This window comes from Brevibacterium renqingii, from assembly GCF_017808095.1.
Lineage (GTDB): Bacteria > Actinomycetota > Actinomycetes > Actinomycetales > Brevibacteriaceae > Brevibacterium > Brevibacterium renqingii.
Map to the genome: position 1 here is coordinate 1,104,038 of NZ_JADBHG010000001.1, position 18,819 is coordinate 1,122,856.

At 68.1% G+C, this 18,819-nt stretch carries 15 protein-coding genes; 4 read left to right on the top strand and 11 right to left on the bottom strand.

What is annotated here, in order from left to right:
* Nucleotides 1–55 precede the first annotated feature (55 nt).
* Nucleotides 56–526, top strand: coding sequence for a 6,7-dimethyl-8-ribityllumazine synthase (ribH, locus tag IIE29_RS04965; RefSeq protein WP_209324036.1), 471 nt, complete (start codon nucleotides 56–58; stop codon nucleotides 524–526).
* Between the two features lie 247 nt (nucleotides 527–773).
* On the opposite strand, the gene poxB is transcribed toward ribH, so the two are convergent.
* The 7 genes from poxB to IIE29_RS05000 form a co-directional block, all read right to left on the bottom strand.
* Nucleotides 774–2,489 carry a ubiquinone-dependent pyruvate dehydrogenase gene (gene poxB / locus IIE29_RS04970; RefSeq protein ID WP_209324037.1) on the bottom strand — a complete coding sequence of 572 codons (1,716 nt, stop codon included), beginning with the start codon at nucleotides 2,487–2,489 and terminating at the stop codon, nucleotides 774–776.
* Between the two features lie 234 nt (nucleotides 2,490–2,723).
* The gene (locus IIE29_RS04975) at nucleotides 2,724–3,899 is read right to left on the bottom strand and encodes an MFS transporter (RefSeq protein WP_343071794.1); all 1,176 of its coding nucleotides are present in this window, start codon (nucleotides 3,897–3,899) and stop codon (nucleotides 2,724–2,726) included.
* Nucleotides 3,900–5,234: a Wadjet anti-phage system protein JetD domain-containing protein gene (locus tag IIE29_RS04980; protein WP_209324038.1), complete on the bottom strand. Its 1,335-nt coding sequence runs from the start codon at nucleotides 5,232–5,234 to the stop codon at nucleotides 3,900–3,902.
* Nucleotides 5,231–8,653 carry an ATP-binding protein gene (locus IIE29_RS04985; protein WP_209324039.1) on the bottom strand — a complete coding sequence of 1,141 codons (3,423 nt, stop codon included), beginning with the start codon at nucleotides 8,651–8,653 and terminating at the stop codon, nucleotides 5,231–5,233. Before IIE29_RS04985 ends, IIE29_RS04980 begins: the two co-directional genes overlap by 4 nt.
* Nucleotides 8,650–9,423, bottom strand: a complete 774-nt coding sequence (locus IIE29_RS04990; RefSeq protein ID WP_209324040.1) for a DUF4194 domain-containing protein — start codon at nucleotides 9,421–9,423, stop codon at nucleotides 8,650–8,652. Before IIE29_RS04990 ends, IIE29_RS04985 begins: the two co-directional genes overlap by 4 nt.
* On the bottom strand, nucleotides 9,420–10,883 hold the full coding sequence (locus IIE29_RS04995; protein WP_209324041.1) for a DUF3375 domain-containing protein: 1,464 nt from the start codon (nucleotides 10,881–10,883) through the stop codon (nucleotides 9,420–9,422). The genes IIE29_RS04990 and IIE29_RS04995 overlap by 4 nt, the downstream gene beginning before the upstream one ends.
* Before the next feature lie 72 nt (nucleotides 10,884–10,955).
* Nucleotides 10,956–11,411, bottom strand: a complete 456-nt coding sequence (locus tag IIE29_RS05000) for an MmcQ/YjbR family DNA-binding protein (protein WP_209324042.1) — start codon at nucleotides 11,409–11,411, stop codon at nucleotides 10,956–10,958.
* Nucleotides 11,412–11,452: 41 nt separating this feature from the next.
* On the opposite strand from IIE29_RS05000, the gene IIE29_RS05005 reads away from it, so the two are divergent.
* A complete protein-coding gene (locus IIE29_RS05005) occupies nucleotides 11,453–12,454 on the top strand; it encodes an asparaginase domain-containing protein (protein WP_209324043.1) in 1,002 nt (333 codons plus the stop codon).
* 234 nt (nucleotides 12,455–12,688) lie between these two features.
* Nucleotides 12,689–14,347, top strand: coding sequence for an ABC-F family ATP-binding cassette domain-containing protein (locus tag IIE29_RS05010; RefSeq protein ID WP_343071795.1), 1,659 nt, complete (start codon nucleotides 12,689–12,691; stop codon nucleotides 14,345–14,347).
* Nucleotides 14,348–14,360: 13 nt separating this feature from the next.
* Here the strand turns inward: IIE29_RS05010 and IIE29_RS05015 are convergent, their stop codons facing one another.
* A complete protein-coding gene (locus IIE29_RS05015; protein WP_209324045.1) occupies nucleotides 14,361–15,383 on the bottom strand; it encodes an NADP-dependent oxidoreductase in 1,023 nt (340 codons plus the stop codon).
* A gap of 61 nt (nucleotides 15,384–15,444) precedes the next feature.
* Complete coding sequence (locus tag IIE29_RS05020) at nucleotides 15,445–16,308, bottom strand: DUF402 domain-containing protein (protein ID WP_209324046.1); 864 nt, start codon at nucleotides 16,306–16,308, stop codon at nucleotides 15,445–15,447.
* A 101-nt stretch (nucleotides 16,309–16,409) separates the two neighbouring features.
* Here IIE29_RS05020 and IIE29_RS05025 point away from each other — a divergent pair, with 101 nt between their 5' ends.
* Nucleotides 16,410–17,390, top strand: a complete 981-nt coding sequence (locus IIE29_RS05025) for an amidohydrolase family protein (protein WP_343071796.1) — start codon at nucleotides 16,410–16,412, stop codon at nucleotides 17,388–17,390.
* Nucleotides 17,391–17,421: 31 nt separating this feature from the next.
* Here IIE29_RS05025 and IIE29_RS05030 read toward each other — a convergent pair whose 3' ends face one another.
* Entirely contained in the window at nucleotides 17,422–17,961 is a 540-nt protein-coding gene (locus IIE29_RS05030) for a DUF421 domain-containing protein (RefSeq protein WP_209324047.1), read from the bottom strand.
* A gap of 80 nt (nucleotides 17,962–18,041) precedes the next feature.
* Entirely contained in the window at nucleotides 18,042–18,794 is a 753-nt protein-coding gene (locus IIE29_RS05035; RefSeq protein ID WP_209324048.1) for an SDR family oxidoreductase, read from the bottom strand.
* Between the last annotated feature and the right edge of the window lie 25 nt (nucleotides 18,795–18,819).

Below are 18,819 nucleotides of genomic sequence, written 5' to 3' on the forward strand. Positions count from 1 at the left end.
ATCCCGAATCATCCACGAACCCGGCTCACCGGAGCCCTGAACGAAGGACACAGCCATGGCCCATTTCGGAGCACCCGAACTCACCGTCGACGCCGCCGACCTGCGCGTCGCCATCATCGCCGCTTCCTGGCACACGCAGATCATGGACGGCCTCGTCGACGGAGCCCGACGCGCCGCCGCCGAGGCCGGAGCAGACACCACGCTGATCCGCGTGCCCGGCAGCTTCGAGCTGCCTGTCGCCGCGGCCCGAGTGGCCCCTCACTTCGATGCGGTCGTCGCGCTCGGCGTCGTCATCCGCGGCGGCACCCCGCACTTCGACTATGTCTGCCAGGCCGCCACCGACGGCCTGGGCAGGGTTGCCATCGACTCAGGCAGGCCCGTGGGCTTCGGTGTTCTCACCTGCGACACCGAGCAGCAGGGAATCGACCGGGCCGGGCTGGAGGGCTCCCAGGAGGACAAGGGCCACGAAGCCATGACCGCAGCCCTCGTCACCGCCCGCGCCCTCGCGTCCTACCCCCTGGGCTGAGAGCGCTGGCCGCTCCCGCGCCACACGCGTCTCCTGCAGGCGGATCCAGCACGAAATCCGCGCGCATTTCAGAGCGGATCCGCCTCCAGGAAGCATCCGCGCTCCACGACCCGGCGTGCCGGGCCGCTTCGCATCCGCGCCGGCGGTATCCGCGCCGTCGGCTTCGGCGCAGCGGCTTCGACGCAGCGGTTTCCGCACCAGCGGCTTCGGCGCAGCGGACTCACCGGCGCGCCTTCCGGCAGCCGGCTCAGAAGAGCTGGCGGATGTTCGTCCGGGCGAGGTCGATGAGTTCGTCGCCCTTGCCCGAGAGCACCGTGCGGATGGCGTAGAGGGCGAAGCCCTTGGCCTGCTCGACGGTGATCGACGGCGGCATCGACAGCTCCTGGCGCTCGGTGACCACGTCGAGGACGGCCGGCCCGTCGTAGGCGAGGAACTCCCGCACCACCTTCGGCAGGTCCTTGGACTTCTCGACCCGGAAGCCCTTGATGCCGACCGCTTCCGCGATGGTGGAGAAGTCGGGGTTGGCGAGGTCCGTGCCGAAGGTGACGAAACCGGCGGCCTTCATCTCGAGCTCGACGAAGTTGAGCGAGGAGTTGTTGTACACGACCGTCTTCACCGGCAGCTTGTTCTGGGTCAGCGTGATGAGCTCACCGAGCAGCATGGCCAGCCCTCCGTCGCCGGCGAGCGCAATGGTCTGCCGGTCTTCGAAGGCCGACTGCACGCCGACGCTCTGGGACAGAGCGTTGGCCATGGAGCCGTGGCTGAAGGAGCCGATGAGCCGGCGCTTGCCGTTCATCGTCAGGTAGCGGGACGCCCAGACGACCGGTGAGCCGACATCGGGGACGAAGACCGCGTCGTCATCGGCCATCTCGTCGATGAGCCGGGTCAGGTACTGCGGATGGATCGTCCGCTTCGAGGGCGTGGCCAGTTCGTCGAGATCCTTCCGGGTCTTCGCATAGTGCTTGGTCAGCGTCTTGAGATGGGAGCTGCTGCGGTTCGGGGTGATCTTCGGCAGCAGGGCTTCGACGGTATCGGCGACCGTGCCGACCAGTCCGATGTCCACCGGGGTGCGGCGTCCGATCTGAGAGCCGCGGACATCGACCTGGATGACTGTCGCATTCTCGGGATAGAACTGCTGGTAGGGCAGGTCGGTGCCGAGCATGAGCAGGGCGTCGCAGTCCTTGAGCGCGGCGTAGCCGGAGGAGAACCCGAGCAGTCCGGTCATGCCCACGTCATAGGGATTGTCGTGTTCGACGAACTCCTTGCCGCGCAGGGAATGGACGATCGGCGCCTGCAGCTTCTCGGCGATGGCGAGCAGTTCATCGTGCGCGCCTTCGGTGCCGGCCCCGGCGAGGATCGTGGTCTTCCTGCTCTTGTTGAGCGCCTTTGCCGCGGCCTCGATCTGGGACTCGGCGGGGATCATTCGGGAAGGATAGGCCTTGACCACCTCGGCGGCGGCATCGATCTCGCTCAGTCCGATGTCACCGGGGATGACGAGGACGGCGACACCGCGCTTCTCGATGGCCTCGCGCATGGCGATGCGCAGCAGCCGCGGCATCTGCTCGGGGTTCGCGACGTGCTCGACGTAGACGCTGCACTCGCGGAAGACGTCCGTCGGGTGGGTCTCCTGGAAGTAGTTCGAGCCGATCTCGTCGCTGGGGATGTGGGCGGCGATGGCAAGCACCGGCACTCGCGAGCGCTGGGCGTCGTAGAGGCCGTTGATGAGGTGGAGGTTTCCGGGACCGCAGCTGCCGGCGCAGACCGCGAGCTCACCGGTCAGCGCGGCCTCGCCGCTCGCGGCGAAGGAGGCGGCCTCCTCGTGGCGGACGTGGACCCATTCGAGCTGCGGATTGACCCGCAGCGCATCGGTGAAGCCGTTGAGCGAGTCGCCGGGGATGCCGTAGACGCGCTCCACTCCACTGGCCACGAGAGTATCGACGATGTTTCTTGCGACGGTGGGCATGTGGTTCCTTCCGTTGAAACACGAACGCCAGGGAAGCGCTGGTGCGAACCCCGGCAGGGGCTGCCTCGAGGCGAGGCCTTGACCGCGTCTTCAGTCTAGCCGCGGAATCCTCCGCCGAGGCTGTCCGGTTCCTCACGCGAGCTGCGTCACGTCCCTGACGCGAAAACCCTCACGCCTTCCCCTGGACGGTGCTTCGGGGCCGGTCACGGGCCCGACCCAGGCCTGGCCGGTGCTTCAGGTCTTCGCCGACAGCACCGTCGCCGCTGTGAGCAGACCGGCCATCGCCACCGCCATCATCGGATAGCCGCCGAGCGCTCCGGCCAGGGCCGGGCCGGCGACGGGTGCCAGGGCTGTGCCGGCCGTGATCGGGGCGACGAAGACACCGTTGACGGCACCGAAGTTCTTCGTCCCCCACCGGTCGGAGACCGCGGTGGCCTGCAGCAGAGTCATGCACCCGCGCACTCCCCCGGCGAGCATGGCGATGCCGATGAGCAGCCAGATCGGGCCCGGCACGAACGCCAGCAGCCAGAGACCGGCCGCCCCTGCGGCGAAGAGGACGACCGTGCGCGTGCGGGCATTCGTGTGTCTCTCCAGGCTGGGATAGCCGAAGCGTCCTGCCACTTGGCCGAAGCCGACGAGGCCGAGCGCCACGGCGGCCAGACTGTAGCCCGCACCGCGTTCGATGATGAGCGGGATGATGTTGATCGTCACGGCGAAGAGGGTGAAGGTCGCGACGGCGACCGCTGCTTGGAGGATGAGGAAGCGCGGGTCGCGGGTGACCCGGCGCAGTTCGGCCCGGCTCGGCTTCTCCGTGCGGGCGGCCGCCTCGTCGGTCCACCGCCTGTTGAAGAAGCCCAGGTTCAGCGGCAGGACAACGACTGCGAGCAGCCCGGCGAGGACGACATAGGTCGTCCGCCACCCCACCGCATCGATGAGCCAGGCGATGATCGGGGCGAAAACCGTCGACGCGAGTCCGCCGACGAGCGTGATCGTCGTCAGCGGCTTCGTCCGTTCGGCCCCGTACCAGCGGGTGACGACGGCGAACGCCGGTGGGTAGAGCGTTGCGGCCTGGGCGAAGCCGGCGAGGATCCAGGCGAGGAAGAAGACGATGAGGTTCGGGGCGGCGGCCACGAGCGTCAAGGCGATGGCGCCGATGAGCGTCCCCGCGCCCATGATCAGGCTGGGCCCGTGCGAATCGAGCATCCGCCCGACGGCGGGCCCGACGAGTGCGGAGACGATGAGACCCACGGTCAGAGCCGCCGTCACCGTGGTGTGGCTCCACCCCATGTCCGCCGAGATCGGGGTGACCGCCACCGGCAGCGAGTAGTAGAGCAGGCCCCAGCAGACCAGCTCCGCGATGCACATCGCCGTCAGTCCCCCGCACGGCTTGTCGGTCGTCACCGGAGTCACTCAGCGCGGTCCTTCACCGGATCGGCCCGACCCCTCACCGGACCGGCCCGTCCCCTCGCCGAGGCGGCTCTCCCCTTCCGCGAAACCGTCCGTCCCCGCGCCGAGGTTGCCCGGCGCCGGCTGTCCGACCGCGGCTGCCAGCCGGGCCAGCGCGGTGTCCCAGGGGATCCGCTCCTGTTCGAGCCGCACGTCTCCCGCGGCCCGGATGCGGGCCAGCGCGCGGGCCTCGGTGCCGGTCAGTTCCGGGAACGTGCCGGAGCTCGGCTTCGGTTCGGGCACCCACAGATCCTCGTGCGCGAGCAGGGTGGCTTCGTCCATGAGCACGGACTCGACCTCGGGCATATGGCTGCGCAGGCGGTTGAGGATCGCGAACCCGTGCGAGTCGAGGTCGCCCCAGTAGATCACTCGGGCGCGCCCGGTCCACGCCAATCGCGCCACACCATCGACCGCATAGCCGGAGCCGTGGACGGCTGCCGCGCCCGGCCAGGTCGGCATCGCGAGCACGGATTCGAGGTTCTCGAAGACGAAGACCACGCTCGGCGCCAGGGGCAGACGACTCAGCTGGGAGATCGGCGCACTGATGTCGTTGAGGCCGGACATCTCGGCCGCGACGGTCGGATCGAGGATGCGCAGCCGCAGCTTCGGTTCGGCGTCGAGGACGGTGACGGCCCCGGCGTGCCCGATCCCGGTCAGCAGCGCCGTGACGAGGCTGCGGTGGGTTTCGAACCACTTCGAGTCGACTCCGCGGATGGGCAGCTGCCGGGGCCGCAGGGAACCGAGATGGTGGCTGCGCAGCCAGTCGACGACGTCGACGACGGTGGCGAACGCTCCGTCGGTCAGCGACAGGATCCTCTTCGCCTGCGATCGGATCGCCGAGGCGAGCGGGTCGCTGTCCGAACCGGGACCGGGTTCTGTGGCGCTGAACCTGTCAGCATCTCCCATGCCATCGGCACCGAACCGCTGCCGAATCAGCTGGGCGCGATCGCGCAGCGTCCTCCAGTCACGGGCGGTGTCGCCGCCGACGAAGGCGGCCACCTCGGCGGGGGTGGTCAGACGCAGTCGGATCGGGACGCGCTGGCGCCCGATGCGGGCCCAGTTGCGGTCCTCCCAATCGATCTGCAGCGCCGAGGCATCCCCCTTCTCCTCGACAGCCCGCCAGCTCGCCGCCCAGTCGGCGGCCGCATTCTGGTCGGCGAGCACCTGCTTCTCCGTCGGCGGTCTGAGCGCGATCTCGAGGCGAACCACGTCCACGGCTCCGGCCGCCCAGGCGGCCATGGACGAGCTCAGACGGCTGCGCGCCCGAGCGCGGGCCTCGGCGACGGAGAGCATGTTCATCGCCCGTCGGGCGCCTCGGCCGGCTCGTGCGCATCATCCGAGCCCCCGGCTTTCCCGCGGCCCGTCTCGTCCCACACCATCGTCGAGGTCAGGGTCTTCTGCCGGCTCGGATTCTCGATCGAGGTCGCCGCACCCACATAGGGTTCGATCGTCTGCAGCAGCTTCTGCGGAGTGGCGAGCACCATGTGGAACCCGAACTCGATGAAGATGTCCAGAGCCATCCGCGTATAGCGGGTATCGGCCTTGTCGAAGGCTTCGTCGAGGATGATCGTGCCGTACTTCGAGATCGCCTCATCGGGGTCCGCGAGCTGATAGCGCAGCGCCGCCGCCAGACAGAAGATCACGAGCTTCTGCTGCTGCCCGCCGGACATCGCCGCACCCGAATCGTAGGTGGCATGCGCGCGGCCGTGGTCGTCGATCTCTTCGGCGAGGAAGCTGACGTGCAGACGTGTGTCCAGGCACTGGGTCTTCCACACCTTGTCGACGTGCTCGCTCGAGGCGAACCGGCGCATCACCTCGGCCAGCGTGTCGTACTTCCTCTCCGCGGTCTCCATATCGTCCTCGCCCCAGCTGCCGGCGGCGACGAGTCGCAGGTCGGCGATGAAGGCGTTGACGGTCTCGGAGCGCCGGGTCTTGACCTTGAGCCGCAGGTAGCGGTCCTCGTCGAACTGGGACCGCAGCAGGGAGGAGTTGATCGGGGCGACCCTGTCCTCGATCTCGCGTGGGGCGGCGTGGATCTCGTTGAGCAGCTCGCCGATGAGGTCGCGTGAACGCTGCTGGAGCAGCTCCCGGAACCGGTTCTCGTGATCGGGCAGGCCGTGGGCCTCGATCTCGTCGAGCATCGTCAGATACGCGCGCCGGTCATCGACCTCGGCCGTGAGCTGGGACGACACCGACGGCCATGCGGCCTTGAACTCCGCGGCCAGCCGCGTCACGGACTGGCCGGCCCGGCTCGCCTCCGCCTGTGCCCGGTCCTTCTCCTCCTGCAGCGCCTGCGAAACCTGCTGGCCCACCTCGGCGAGGCTGTCGCGCCGGATTCCGCGCTGGATCCTGCGGAACCGCTCATCCAGCTGTTCGCCGAGGTGGCTGTCGACCTCGGGGATGCGGCCGGCGCTGACATCGTCTTCCAGACGCTCGATGCCTGAGCGCAGACTCGCCGACTCCTCACCGGCTCGGCGCAGAGCGTAGACGGCCTCGGAGCGCGCGGTCTCGGCGGCGTCCTTGGTCGCCTTCGCCTCACGTTCGGCGCCGATCGCCTGCTGCAGGTCGCCGTCGGCGTCTTCGAGTTCGGCCAGCTGCCGTTCCAAGGTTTCGACGACCTCGGCCGCGCCTGCCCGGTCGACATCCCGCCAGGACTGCTCGCGGATGCCGGCGAGGATGCCTCGGCGGCGGTGCGCCTGAGCGGTTTCGGCATCTGCGGCGGCGACGATCTGCTCGGCGGCGGCGAGCTCCGTCTGAGCTTCCTTGAGGGAGTCGATGAGCGCTTCGAGCTTGGCTTCCCGGTCGCCGAGGACCCATTGGCTGCGGTCGTCGATGCGCCGGCGGTCGTCCTTCTCGTATCTGGTGCGCGAGGTCTTGACCTGTCCCTTGACGGTGACGGCACGCGGGTGGTCGTCGAGCTCGTCGGGATGGTCGACACAGGCGAAGTCGAAGCGTTCGGACAGGGTGGATCGCACCCAGTCGCCGAATCCGGTGTCGGCGACACGGACCTTGTTGACCAGGGAACTCTCACTGCCGACTGGGCGCGGACCGGGAACCTTAGCGGGTATCTCTTCGAAGACGAGACGACCGCGGATGCGGTGCGCATCGACCCAGGAGCGGACTGCGGTCAGGTTCTCGGAGCGGACGAGGACGGTCAGCGCCATGGGTCGCAGCACTCGTTCGATCGCCCCGGTCCATCGGGCCTCATCGGGATCGACTTCGATGAGTTCGGCGGCGAACGGCAGCGCCTTCTCGCTCAGCCCCGTGCCGGCGGCGAGTTCGGCTCGGATCGCCATGAGATTGTTCGGCACAGTCGATCCCGAACGACGCAGCGATTCGATCTCGCCTTCGAGTTCCCTGACCCGGGCGCGGGCGGTCGAGAAGCGGTCGTGGTCGGCATGGCTGGGGCCTGCCACCTGCGTGTCGTCGCCGAGACTGGCCGCGATCTGGGCTTGCAGCTCGGCGAATTCCGCGGCCGTGTTCGGAGCCGACTCGATGCCGGCCTGCTCGAGTTGGCGAGCCAGTCCGGCCCAGCGTTCGGCGATGGCGCGCCGTTCGGTCTCGGCTGCGTCGATGCGCTGCTGGAGGTGTTCGGCCTCCGCTCCGCCGAGTTCGAGCGTCGTCCGTCTGGCCAGGTCGTATTCGTCCACCGCCGCGTCATAGTCGCGCTTGGCCCGATCGGCGGTGACCTCGAGTTCGACGAGCTGCCTCGTCAGTGCGGACAGGTCCGTGCGCAGGATGTCGAGTTCACGGCGTTTCTGGTACGGCAGCAGCGACTCGCTCAGAGCGATCGACTTCGCGGCGATGTCATTGGCGGTCTCGAAGCTGGACGCGGCCTCCCGCAGCTGCTGCAGATGGTCGCGCTGTCTGCGCAGTTGGACGACGTGGTCGTGGGCGTCCTTGAGGTCGCCGAACTGGGCGACCGCGGTCTCGGCGAGATCGAAGGTCACCGGGGTTTCGAGCATGTGATCGCGGAAGAGCCGATCGAGGCTGTCGAGGCTCTTGGCCGACTGCGTCTTGTGCAGCAGCTGGAGTGCAGATTCGTCGGCCATGCCGAAGGTCTTGCGCATCCGCGCATAGAACTTCCCGTGCGATCCGTTCGAGGTGACAACGGCGTCGGGGCGGTCGGCCTTGAGCTTGCGGGTCTCGAGTCCGGACCGCGCATAGTGCTGGAGGTCGGCGAGATCGAGTTCGGCGCGCTCCAAGATGCAGGCGTCGGACAGATCCGTCGTCTTCGTTCCCGAACCCTTGATGAAGAAGAGGCGGGCCAGCGACAGCGGGCGGTCGCTGCCGTTGTCGTAGCGGAGGATGATACCGCTCCACGTCGCCCGCGGTCGCAGATACTTGCTGACGACCCGGTCCTCGTCGGAGTCAGCGGTCCGCGTCCATGCTCCCCGGACGTAGCTGACGAGGCTGCGCTGGTCGAGACGAGCACCGGCCGTCTGTGCGGCGACATTGAAGCGCAGCCATTTGTCCGGGGTGAGGACCGCGGCGATGCCGTCGAGGAGGGAGGACTTGCCGGAGCCGGAGGGTCCGGTGATGAGGTGTCCCCGATGGGAGACGGGGATGCGGTGGATATCGGCGTCGAACGTGCCCCAGTTCGCGATCTGGATCTCCGACAGCCGCCACTGGCTGCCCACTTCGGGTCGGTTCGCGCCGCGAGCGCGCGCCTGGTCGGCGACGAAGGCGGCGTCGAGCGGAAAGAGCGCTTCGGTCACGACTCGTCCTCCTCGTCGGTGGTGGTCTCAGCCGAGGTTTCGGGGCCGTCATCGGACGTTTCGGCGGCAGCGGCTGCGGCAGCGGTGTCCGCCTCACCGGCGTCGGTATCGCCTGCGGCGATGCGTTCGTAGACGTCGATGAGCTCGCGCACCCGGTCCTCATCGATGAGGAACTTCACCATCGGAGAGATCTCGAAGCGGTCCTCACCGGCCTTGTGGAGGACGCGCAGTCGGTTGCTCATGCGCGACCAGGCGCCGTTGAGATTGCGCTGGAACGTCGACTCGTCCCCGGTGCGATAGATCGCGAGCCTTTCGTAGACCTCCTCACGGTCGACGATGACGCGCTTCTCTCCGGGAGCGGCCAGCAGCAGCTGGCGCAGCACGAGGAGCATGGCCGTGTCGAGGAAGGTCAGCCGTTCGCTGCGCACGGCCGCCGGTGCCTCGATCTCGTCGGTGACGATCTTGCGGGTGAAGGCGAATTCGTCGACCCGGTCGATGACGAGGTCGAGGAACAGGTCGTGCAGCCGGGAGCGGACGAGGCCCTCGTCGGCCACCAGTGCCGCCCACAGCTGCGGGCTCTGCACGCCCGAGACATAGGGCCCCTTGAGGAGTTCGAGCAGCACTCGTCGGGTCCGCTCCCCCAGAGTCCCGGTGTCGCCGGTCCACAGGGCACTGGGGTTGTGGCCGGCTCCTTCCCCCGCCTCGGCGCGGGTGGTGTCGTCAGCGGGGGTCGACGAGGCGGTCGCCTCGGTGTGGTCGGTGCGGATCATAGGGTGATGCCTTCGGTGAAGTAGTGGCGACGGATCGTGGCGGTGCGGGCGATGCCGTCGACGCCGGACCAGGTGAGGATTTCGCGCTTGTCCTCATCGACCTGACCGTACGTGCTGGCCAGGGACAGCAGCCCGACGACGCTCGCCAGACCCTGAGTGGCGGGGAACCGGTCGAGCACCTCGGCGACGGAGGTCTCGGACGCGGCGGAGACGACGGAGTTGATGTTCTCTGTGAGTTCGGCGAAATCGATCTCGGATTCCCGCGCCACGGCGAGGAGTTCGGCGAAGTCGACCTCGGACTCGGCGGCCTCGCCCAGTTCCGCACCGGCGTCGAACTCCTCGGGATCGTGGAGGATGACCTCGCCGACGCTGCCGAGCGGCACGCTCGAGAGTTCGAGGTCGATGCCGATCTCGTCGTAGGGCCTGCGCACTCGGGCAACCGGAGCGGCGGCGGCCAGGCCCTCCTGCAGGAGGGTGCGCATGACGCGGTCGCGTTGGAACTCGTGCGAGTGGACGTACCGACGCAGACCACGGGCGAACTCGGTGAGGATGTCCGAGACCTCGTGGGAGCCGTCCTTCATCTGCCGCATCAGGGTGCGCAGCGAGCGGCGGGTGGTCAGCGACAGGGTGGCGGAGAAGTCGCGGTCGAGGATGGCCGCGATGTCGTCGTCGAAGGCCGCGGACTGCTCGGGGTCGCGGACGAGGGCGGAGAAGGCCGAGAATGTGCGGCCCTCATCGGAGGACTCGATGAGGTCGACACCGCGGAAGACCTCGTCGAGGACCTGCGACTGGGAGTCCTCGGCGGCGAGGATCGAGACCCGCAGCTCCTGGTTGAGCTCCTCGAAGCGGGCGCGCACTCGGGCGAAGTCGGCGGGCAGACCCTGGGCTTGCTGGAGGATGTCGGAGACGCGTTCGTTCGCACGACGCCGGTCGAGGACGACCGAGCGCGGATCACCGCGTCTGACCCGGGCGATCTCGGCGTCGATGCGGTCGCGTTCGGTGCGCAGGGCGGCCAGTCGGCGGGAGCTGTCGGGGTCCGTGTCGATAGCCAGCTGGCGCACGGACTGGGCGAGGCTGACCAGCCGGGACTCGGTGGCGGTCTGCGGCGGAGTGCGCAGCTGTTCGAGCATGCGGATGGCGTCGAAGCCGGCTGCGGAGAGTTCGTAGGTCTCGCCTCTGGCCGAGGTGGCCGGTCGCCGAACGAGGATCTCCGCACGACGCCAGTCATCGCAGTAGGCTTTGGCGGTCTTGAGCGCGAGGTCGAAATGATCGCGCAGCTCTTCGAGGTCGGCGTCGATGCTCTCGTGCAGGTCCTCGGTGTTCATCCGCGTCCCCGGACGTCCCAGGTGGGAATCGAGCGTGCCGGCCATGACGGCGAGGTTGTCGGCCCGGAGCATGCGCAGAGTCGCGTTCGACTCGAGCAGCCGCCGAAAGGCGAGCGCGGAAGACAGGGCTGACATAACGACTATTCTCTGTCCGCGGACGAATCCGTGCCAAACTGTGCGCCCTTTTCCGCCGGATGAGCTCCTGCCTCAGCTCATCGCATCCCTCCCGCCGAAGGTGCGGGGGTCCACGGGCTGGTCCTTCTTCGGCAGCTTCTCCACGACGAGGCAGTAGGATTCGAGCACGAGATCGTGGAGTAGCTCCGGGTCGAGATTATCGGCCGAGCCGCCTGCCTCTGCTTCGGCAGTGCTGAGCTGCGCGCAATCGTCCGCAGGGGTACCCGACCCGGCCACGGTGACCCAGTGCTTCTTGTTCATGTGGTAGCCGGGAGTGATCTCGGCATAAGCGTCCCGCCGCACCTCGCTGTCGAGAGGATCGATCTTGAGGTTGAGGCTCGGGACGCCTCTCAGCTCATATGTCATCATGAACATCTTCCCGCGCACCTTGTAGACGGTGTACTCAGGTCCGAAGGGCTGGCCGACCTCGACCGAGGGGTACTGCATGGCCTGCTCGTGGGCCAGCCGGAGCACTGTTTCGGGATCCATGCGTGGAGATTAGCAAACGGCACTGACGTTAGACTCGAACCATGCCTGAGACCTCATCGCCGACCGCTCCTCACCTGCTTCTGGCCGCCCTCGGCGGGACCATCGCATCGACCGCGAACGCCGCCGGCGGAGTGGCGCCTGCGCTCGGGGGCGTCGAGATCGCCGCGGCTGCCGGTCTCGATGGGATCTGGCCGGACCTGCAGGCCGATTTCACCCAGGTCGCTCAGGTCTCGAGTGCGAACGTCACCCTCGAGATGCTCTTCGACGTCGTCGAGCTCGCCCGAAGCACCGAAGCCGATGGCGTCGTGCTCACACAGGGCACCGATACATTGGAGGAATCAGCGTTCGGCCTCTGGCTGCTCAACGACTCAGGGGTGCATATCGCGGCCACCGGAGCCATGCGCAATCCCACTCTGCCCGGGGCCGACGGGCCGGCGAACGTCAGAGCCGCCGCACTGACCGCCTTATCGGATCAGGTCAGCGGCCTGCCGGCCTCGCTGGTATTCGATGACGAGGTCCACGACCCCCGGTTCGCCCGCAAGTCGCATGTGACGTCGACGGCCGCATTCTCCTCCGGGCCCGTGCTCGGGGCGATCGGCTGGCTCAGCGAGGACGCGCTCCACCTGCCGCATCCACCGCGGACGCCGAAGTCGCCGTTCGCCGGTCTGGCCCGCCCCGAACGGCTGTCGAAGATCGCCCTCGCCGAGGTGGGGATGGGCGAACCCGAGGAGACGCTCGATCTCATCGCCGGATCCGGATTCGCCGGTGCCGTGGTCTCGGGAGTAGGCGGAGGACATGTGCCCGAGGAGCTGCTGCCCGCGGTGGCCCGACTGGCCGAGACGATGCCGGTGGTGCTCGCCTCCCGCACGGGGTCGGGGGCGAGCCTGACGAAGACCTACGGCTATCCCGGCGGCGAGATCGGCCTGCTCGAGTCCGGACTCATCCCCGCCGGTCTCCTCGACGCCCGTAAGGCACGCATCGTGCTCAACCTCGCCCTGAGCTTCGGTCTCGCCCCCGCCGAGGTGTTCGCCGGCTTCGCCTGAGTCACGCACAGGCTTCATCGAGCCTCCGGCCGTGGTCCGGCGAGCGCGGACTTGATAGAATAGCCTCATGCATCTGTATTTCCTCTGACGGCGACCAGGATCCACCGTCCTCGTCGAGCATGCTCCGAGCCGGCGGTGATCATGGCGTCATGGCCTCGCAGGCCACCCACCCCGCGCGCCCGCACCACCTCGTCCGTGGTGCCGATCGGCGCGCCTTCACAGAGGAACATCACTGTGCCCATCACCCCACCCGTACTGCATGCGCGCTCCCGCGCACAGATCCTGGTCTCCGACGTCTCCGTCTCACTCGGTGCCGTCCGAGTGCTCACCGGAGTCGATCTCACCGTCACACCCACCTCGCGGATCGCCGTCGTCGGCGAGAACGGCCGCGGCAAATCAACGCTTCTCCATCTCCTGTCCGGGACACTGACCCCAGACGAAGGCCAGGTCACGAGGATCGGCACGCTCGGGATCGCCGAACAGGAGATGGCGACGACCGATCAGCGGACCGTCGGTGAGGTCGTCGCAGACGCGATCGCCGATTCCCTCGCCGCCCTGGACGAACTCGACGCCGCAGGCCTCGCTCTCGCCGCGGGCGAGGCCGGAGCCGACGATCGCTTCGCGGCCGCTCTCGAACAGGCCGAGGCCCTGGACGCCTGGGACGCTCGCCGCCGGGTCGATATCGCTCTCGAGGCTCTGCATGCGGAGACCGATCGGTCGCGTCCTCTCATACAGATGTCCGTCGGACAGAGGTATCGGGTCCGTCTGGCCTGTCTCATCGGAGGCGACGCCGACTTCCTGCTGCTCGACGAGCCGACCAATCACCTCGATCGCGCAGGACTCGACTACATGACCGAGCAGCTGCGAATGCGCTCGGGAGGTGTCGTCATCGTCAGCCACGACCGTGCGCTGCTGTCGGACATCGCAGAGACCACAATCGATCTCGACCCGACTCCCGACGACCGTCCCCGCGTCTACGGAGGCGGCTACATCGGCTACCGCGAAGGACGGCGGGCCGAACGTGAACGCTGGGAGCAGCAATACGCACGCGAACAGGAGCAGCGCTCGAAGCTCCAGGACGACCTCAGCGCCGCTCAGAATCGACTCATCTCGGGCTGGCGGCCGGACAAGGGAACGGGCAAGCACCAGCGTGCCACCCGCGCCGGAGGTCTCGTCACCAACGTCCACCGTCGACGAGCCGCTCTGGAAGCCCACGCCGTGACCATGCCCGAACCGCCGCAGACGCTCCGATTCCCCGACCTCAGCGCCCGACCGGGAGCGACCCTCGTCAGCGCCGCTGGCCTCACCGTCGCCGGGAGGCTGCCCGAACCGATCACGCTGGAGATCCTCGGACGGTCCCGGTCGCTCATCACCGGTCCGAACGGCGCGGGAAAGTCCACTCTGCTGAGCCTCCTCGCAGGCGACCTCTCCCCGTCGACCGGAAGCGTGCGCCGCTCACCACAGGCGCGGATCGCGCACCTGCGGCAGGAATCGGAACTGCCGCTCGACCGACGCGCCAGCGAACTCTACGCTTCACACCTCGATGCGCTCATCGCGGCCGGGCAGCTGCCGTCCGCTCAGGCTGTCGGGCTGTCCTCCCTCGGGCTGCTCCGGTCCTATGAGGCCGGCAGACGGATCGGCGAACTGTCCATGGGCCAGCGCAGACGACTGGACCTGGCCCTGGCACTGTCCGCGCGACCCCACCTGCTGCTGCTCGATGAGCCCACGAACCACCTGTCGATCTCGCTGGTCGACGAGCTCACGGATGCGCTGCAAGCCACCCCGGCGGCCGTCGTGCTCTCCACGCATGACCGTCAGCTCCTGCGGGATCTGCACGACTGGCCGCGCCTGGCTCTGGAGCCGAGTCGCGCACACGAGCAGGTGGGGAGCTGAGTGGCTGCTTCGCTCAGCTCTCCGCGCCGACGGCGACGACCATCTTGCCGAAGTTGCCGCCGGTGAGCAGGTCGTTGAAGTACTCGGGGGCTTTCTCGAGACCGGGGCGGATGTCCTCGCGGTAGCGGACCTTGCCTTCCTTGAGCCACCCGCTCATATCGGTGAGGAACCGGTCGGTGAGCCGTTCGGCGAATTCGGTCTGGATGAAGCCGCGCACCAGCAGCGACTTCGTGAGGATATGGCCCATGAGCACGCCCGAGCGGTCGGGCCCCTCAGGCAGCTCGGTGAGGTTGTAATTGGCCACGAGTCCGCAGACGGGCACACGGGCGAAGGTGTTCAGCCGCGGCAGCACGGCCTTGAAGACGTCTCCGCCGACGTTCTCGTAGTAGACGTCGATGCCTTGGGGCACCGACTCGGCGAGTTCTGACTTGAGATTGCCGGTCCGGTGGTCGAGTGCGACGTCGAAGCCGAGCTCCTTGAGGTGGGCGACCTTGTCCGGGCCGCCCGCGATGCCGACCGCGGTCGCTCCCTTGATCTTCGCGATCTGGCCGACGACCGAACCGACGGGACCGGTGGCGGCGGCCACGGCCACGGTCTCACCTGCCTGGGGCTGACCGATCTCGAGCAGTCCCGCATAGGCGGTGAAGCCGGGCATGCCGAGCACGCCGAGGTGGGTGCTGATCGGTGCGAGCTCGGGATCGATCTTGCGCAGGTGCCCGGTCCTCTCCACCGAGTACTCCTGCCAGCCGCCGTAGCCGAGGACGGTGTCACCGACGGAGAAGTCGTCCGCATTCGACTCGACGACCTCGGACACGGTGGCACCGACCATGACATCGCCGACCTCGACGGGATCGGCATAGGACTTCGCGTCCGACATCCGTCCGCGCATGTACGGGTCGAGCGAGAGGTAGAGGGTGCGCAGCAGCACCTCGCCCTCGCCCGGAGTGGGCACGGCCACCTCGTCGAGGAGGTAGTTCTCCGCGGTCGGAGCGCCCACGGGGCGCGAGTTCAGGCGGATCCGGTGGTTGGTCGTCATGGGGACGGTTCCTTTCAGCAGCTCTGGGTGCTCGGCGAGGAGTCGCCCTCGCCGATCTGGATCACCGAAGGTGTCTTTCATAGCAACCGTTCGGGATCGATCGATGTTCCTGCTTTCCTGAGTTTTCTGTTCCAGGCTTCATGTCCGCAGGTTCACCCGCATCGGCCAGGGCCCAGGCCACTGTCTCCCACCCGGGATCGAAGGCCCAACGGAATTCGTCGAGATGCTCGAGCAGATGACTGCCGTTGGCGCGGATGATCTGCGACCATTCCTTCGGCCAGGCCCCGAAGTTCGCGGCCGCGGCGAGCTCGTCGACGTCCTTGAATACGGCTCCGGCGGCGTCGAGGCCGCCGGTCTCGGTGTGCAGGGGCATCGCGGGCACGGGGAAGGTGATGTCGAGGATGTGATCGCTGGTGAACAGCGCGTGCCGATTGCGTCTGTGCGTGGCTTCGAGGTTGACGTACCATTCGGCGCGCACACCGCCGTCGCCCTCGCCCGCGGCACCTTCGGCATGTGCGGGTCCGGTCCCATCGTCCTTGAGGAGCACCCAGACGGAGAACGGAACCTCCGGAGGGACGATCTTGAGCACGCCGCGCCCGCGCCAGGTCCCGTCGACGCTGATCCGGGTCGGCGCCTCGGCGGGCGGGCGGAATCGGGACCGCAGCGGAACCTCGTGGGGGTTCGACTCCTCCCATCCGACGATGCGCGTCTCCCCTGTCGGTGTGCCGCCGGCCAGCCAGAGAACGGCCCCGTCGGGGCCGTCGGCGATGACACGCATCGGACGGGTCACCTCGGCGTGGTCACGGTCGAAGTCGAATCGCCGAAACGTCCAAGTCACAGTGTCACCGGGTTCCCAGAACGGCTCCCCGCCCACGGGGCCGACCGCGGGCGGGCTCGTGATCGGATACGGATCGCTCAGCATCATGCGGGCAGTCTAGGCCGCAGTCATGGACGAGCGCTGAGGACTCATCGCGCGTCCGCCGGACCGCCACCGAGACATGGAGTGCCAGGCCATAGAGTGGGGCCATGAACGACTCCGATGATGCAGCCACACCGATGACACCGCCCGAACAGGCGAACCGGACCGGCCTCGGCCGCACCGTCAGCGTCCCCGAGACCATGACCGCTCCCCCACGCTCGGACGCCGAGATCCCCGTCTACCTCGCAGCCCTCGGACTGCCGGGACTCGCCGATATCCACGTTCACTTCCTCCCGCAGAACGTGCTGAACAAGGTCTGGGAGTACTTCGACAACGCCGCGGCGAACTACGGCCGGGACTGGCCGATCAGCTACCGGTACGACACGGACACACGGCTTCGCATCGTCCGCGAGCTCGGCCTCCGTGCGATTCCGGCGCTGACCTATCCGCACAAACCCGGCATGGCGGCGTGGCTGAATGAATGGAACGCCGAGTTCGCCGCCGCCCACGACGACGTCATCCACTGCGGCACCCTCTACGCCGAACCCGAAGCCGCCGACTATGTGCCTGCCGCTCTGGCGGCCGGGGCGAAGCTGTTCAAGGTCCACGTCCAGGTCGGGGTCTTCTCTCCTGATGACGCAGTCCTCGACCCTGCTTGGGAGGCCCTCGAGGACGCACAGGTGCCGATCGTCATCCACGCCGGCTCCGCGCCCCTGCCGGGCGAGTACACCGGCCCTCAGGCCGTGGCCAACGTCCTCGAACGCTTCCCGAACCTCAAGTTCGTCATCGCCCACATGGGCATGCCCGAATACGAGGAGTTCGCCGATCTCGTCGAGGCCCACGACCATGTCTTCCTCGACACGACCATGTTCGCCTCCGGGTACTTCAGCTCCCCCGCCGAGGTGGGGCCGGCCTACCGGGAACGCTTGGCCCGACTGCAGGAGAAGATCATCCTCGGCTCGGATTTCCCGAACATCCCCTACCCGTACGTCGACCAGATCTCGGGGCTGGCCGGCCTGGGCCTCGGCGACGACTGGATGCGCTCGGTGCTGTGGACCAACGGGGCGCAGGTGCTCGGCCTCGGCTGAGCCTCAGCCCTTGCCGGGAGCCAGGTCGGCCTCAGCCGTCGCGGGGGACGCGGTCGGCGCCGATCACGCCGGTGAGCATCTCCTCGGCGATGGGGGCGCCGCGACGGATGACGCTGATATGTCCGGTCGATTCGAGGATCACGCAGGCGACCTCGTCGCGGTTGCGGATGCCGGCCGAACGCAGCTTCGCGATCACCTCGGCGTGGTCGACGTGGGTCTTCGACAGGTTGTCGGCCAGAATCTCACGGCCGGCCATGAGCACGACGGCCGGCGAGTTGACGACGGCGCGGATCACTCCGAAGCGTCGGCCGATCCCGCTCAGAGCCTGCAGGATGAGCAGGGTGGCGAGGCCGAGGAATCCCGCGGCCAGGGTCGGTGTGTCGCCGAGGATGGCGCGGCCGATGATCGCCCCCATGGCGATGATCGCGGCGAGGTCGAAGCTCGAGAGACTCGCGAGGGTGCGCTGACCGAAGATCCGCAGCAGCAGGATGATCCCGAAGTAGAAGGCGATGCACGAGACGACGACTCTGACCGCGTCGACTCCGTCGAGTCCGTATTCCATCCAATCCATGGGCACCTCCGCAATGGATGATACCGCTGCCGGCTCGCCCGGTCTCGAGCTGCTGAGGGTTCAGCCGGCGCGACAGCTGTTCAGAGGGTGCCCAGCCAGTCGTCGAGGCTGAGCTCGGAGAGTCGCGGCGAGTCGGGAATGAGCCCGTCGCCTGCAGTCGGACCCGGCACCGGGACACCGATGACCATTGGAGCCTTCGCCTCACCGGCGGCCCTGGCCCGTTCGTCGGCGAGGCGTTCGGCGATCTTCGAGAAATCGGTGATCTCGGGGCCGGCGACCTCGATGGTGCCGTGTTCGCCGGCATCGATGGCCTCGGCCATCATCCGTGCCGCCTCGGCGGCGGCCAGAGCCCGGACGCGCATCTTCGGCACGATGCGCAGCGGCCCGGCTGTGATCGTCATCGAGTCGACGAGTTCGAACCATTGGGCGGAGCGGAACATCAGCAGCTGATCGGCCGGGACGAGGCGACGGTAGATGCGTTCCTGCATAGCCTTGGCCCGGTAATAGCCGAGGAGCTTCGATTCGCCGACCTCGGGCCGGAAGGCGATCGACAGGCAGACCAGGGAGGCGTTCGGCCGGTCTGCCGCTGCCAGGGCGATCGATCGCGAACTGCGGGAGAAGAAGTCGACGGCCCGACGCGCGTTCATCGTCATCCGATTGACGCAGTCGACGAGGACATCGCTTCCGTCGGCCGCCTCGGCGACGCCTTCGCCGGTCACCGTGTCGACTCCGCTGCCGCGATGTGCGGCGATGACCGTGTGCCCGCGGTCGCGCAGCTGGGACACGAGGTGACCGCCGAAAGTCCCGGTGGCTCCGTAGACGGTGATCTGCATGGCGTCCGTCCTCTCAGGCGCCGCA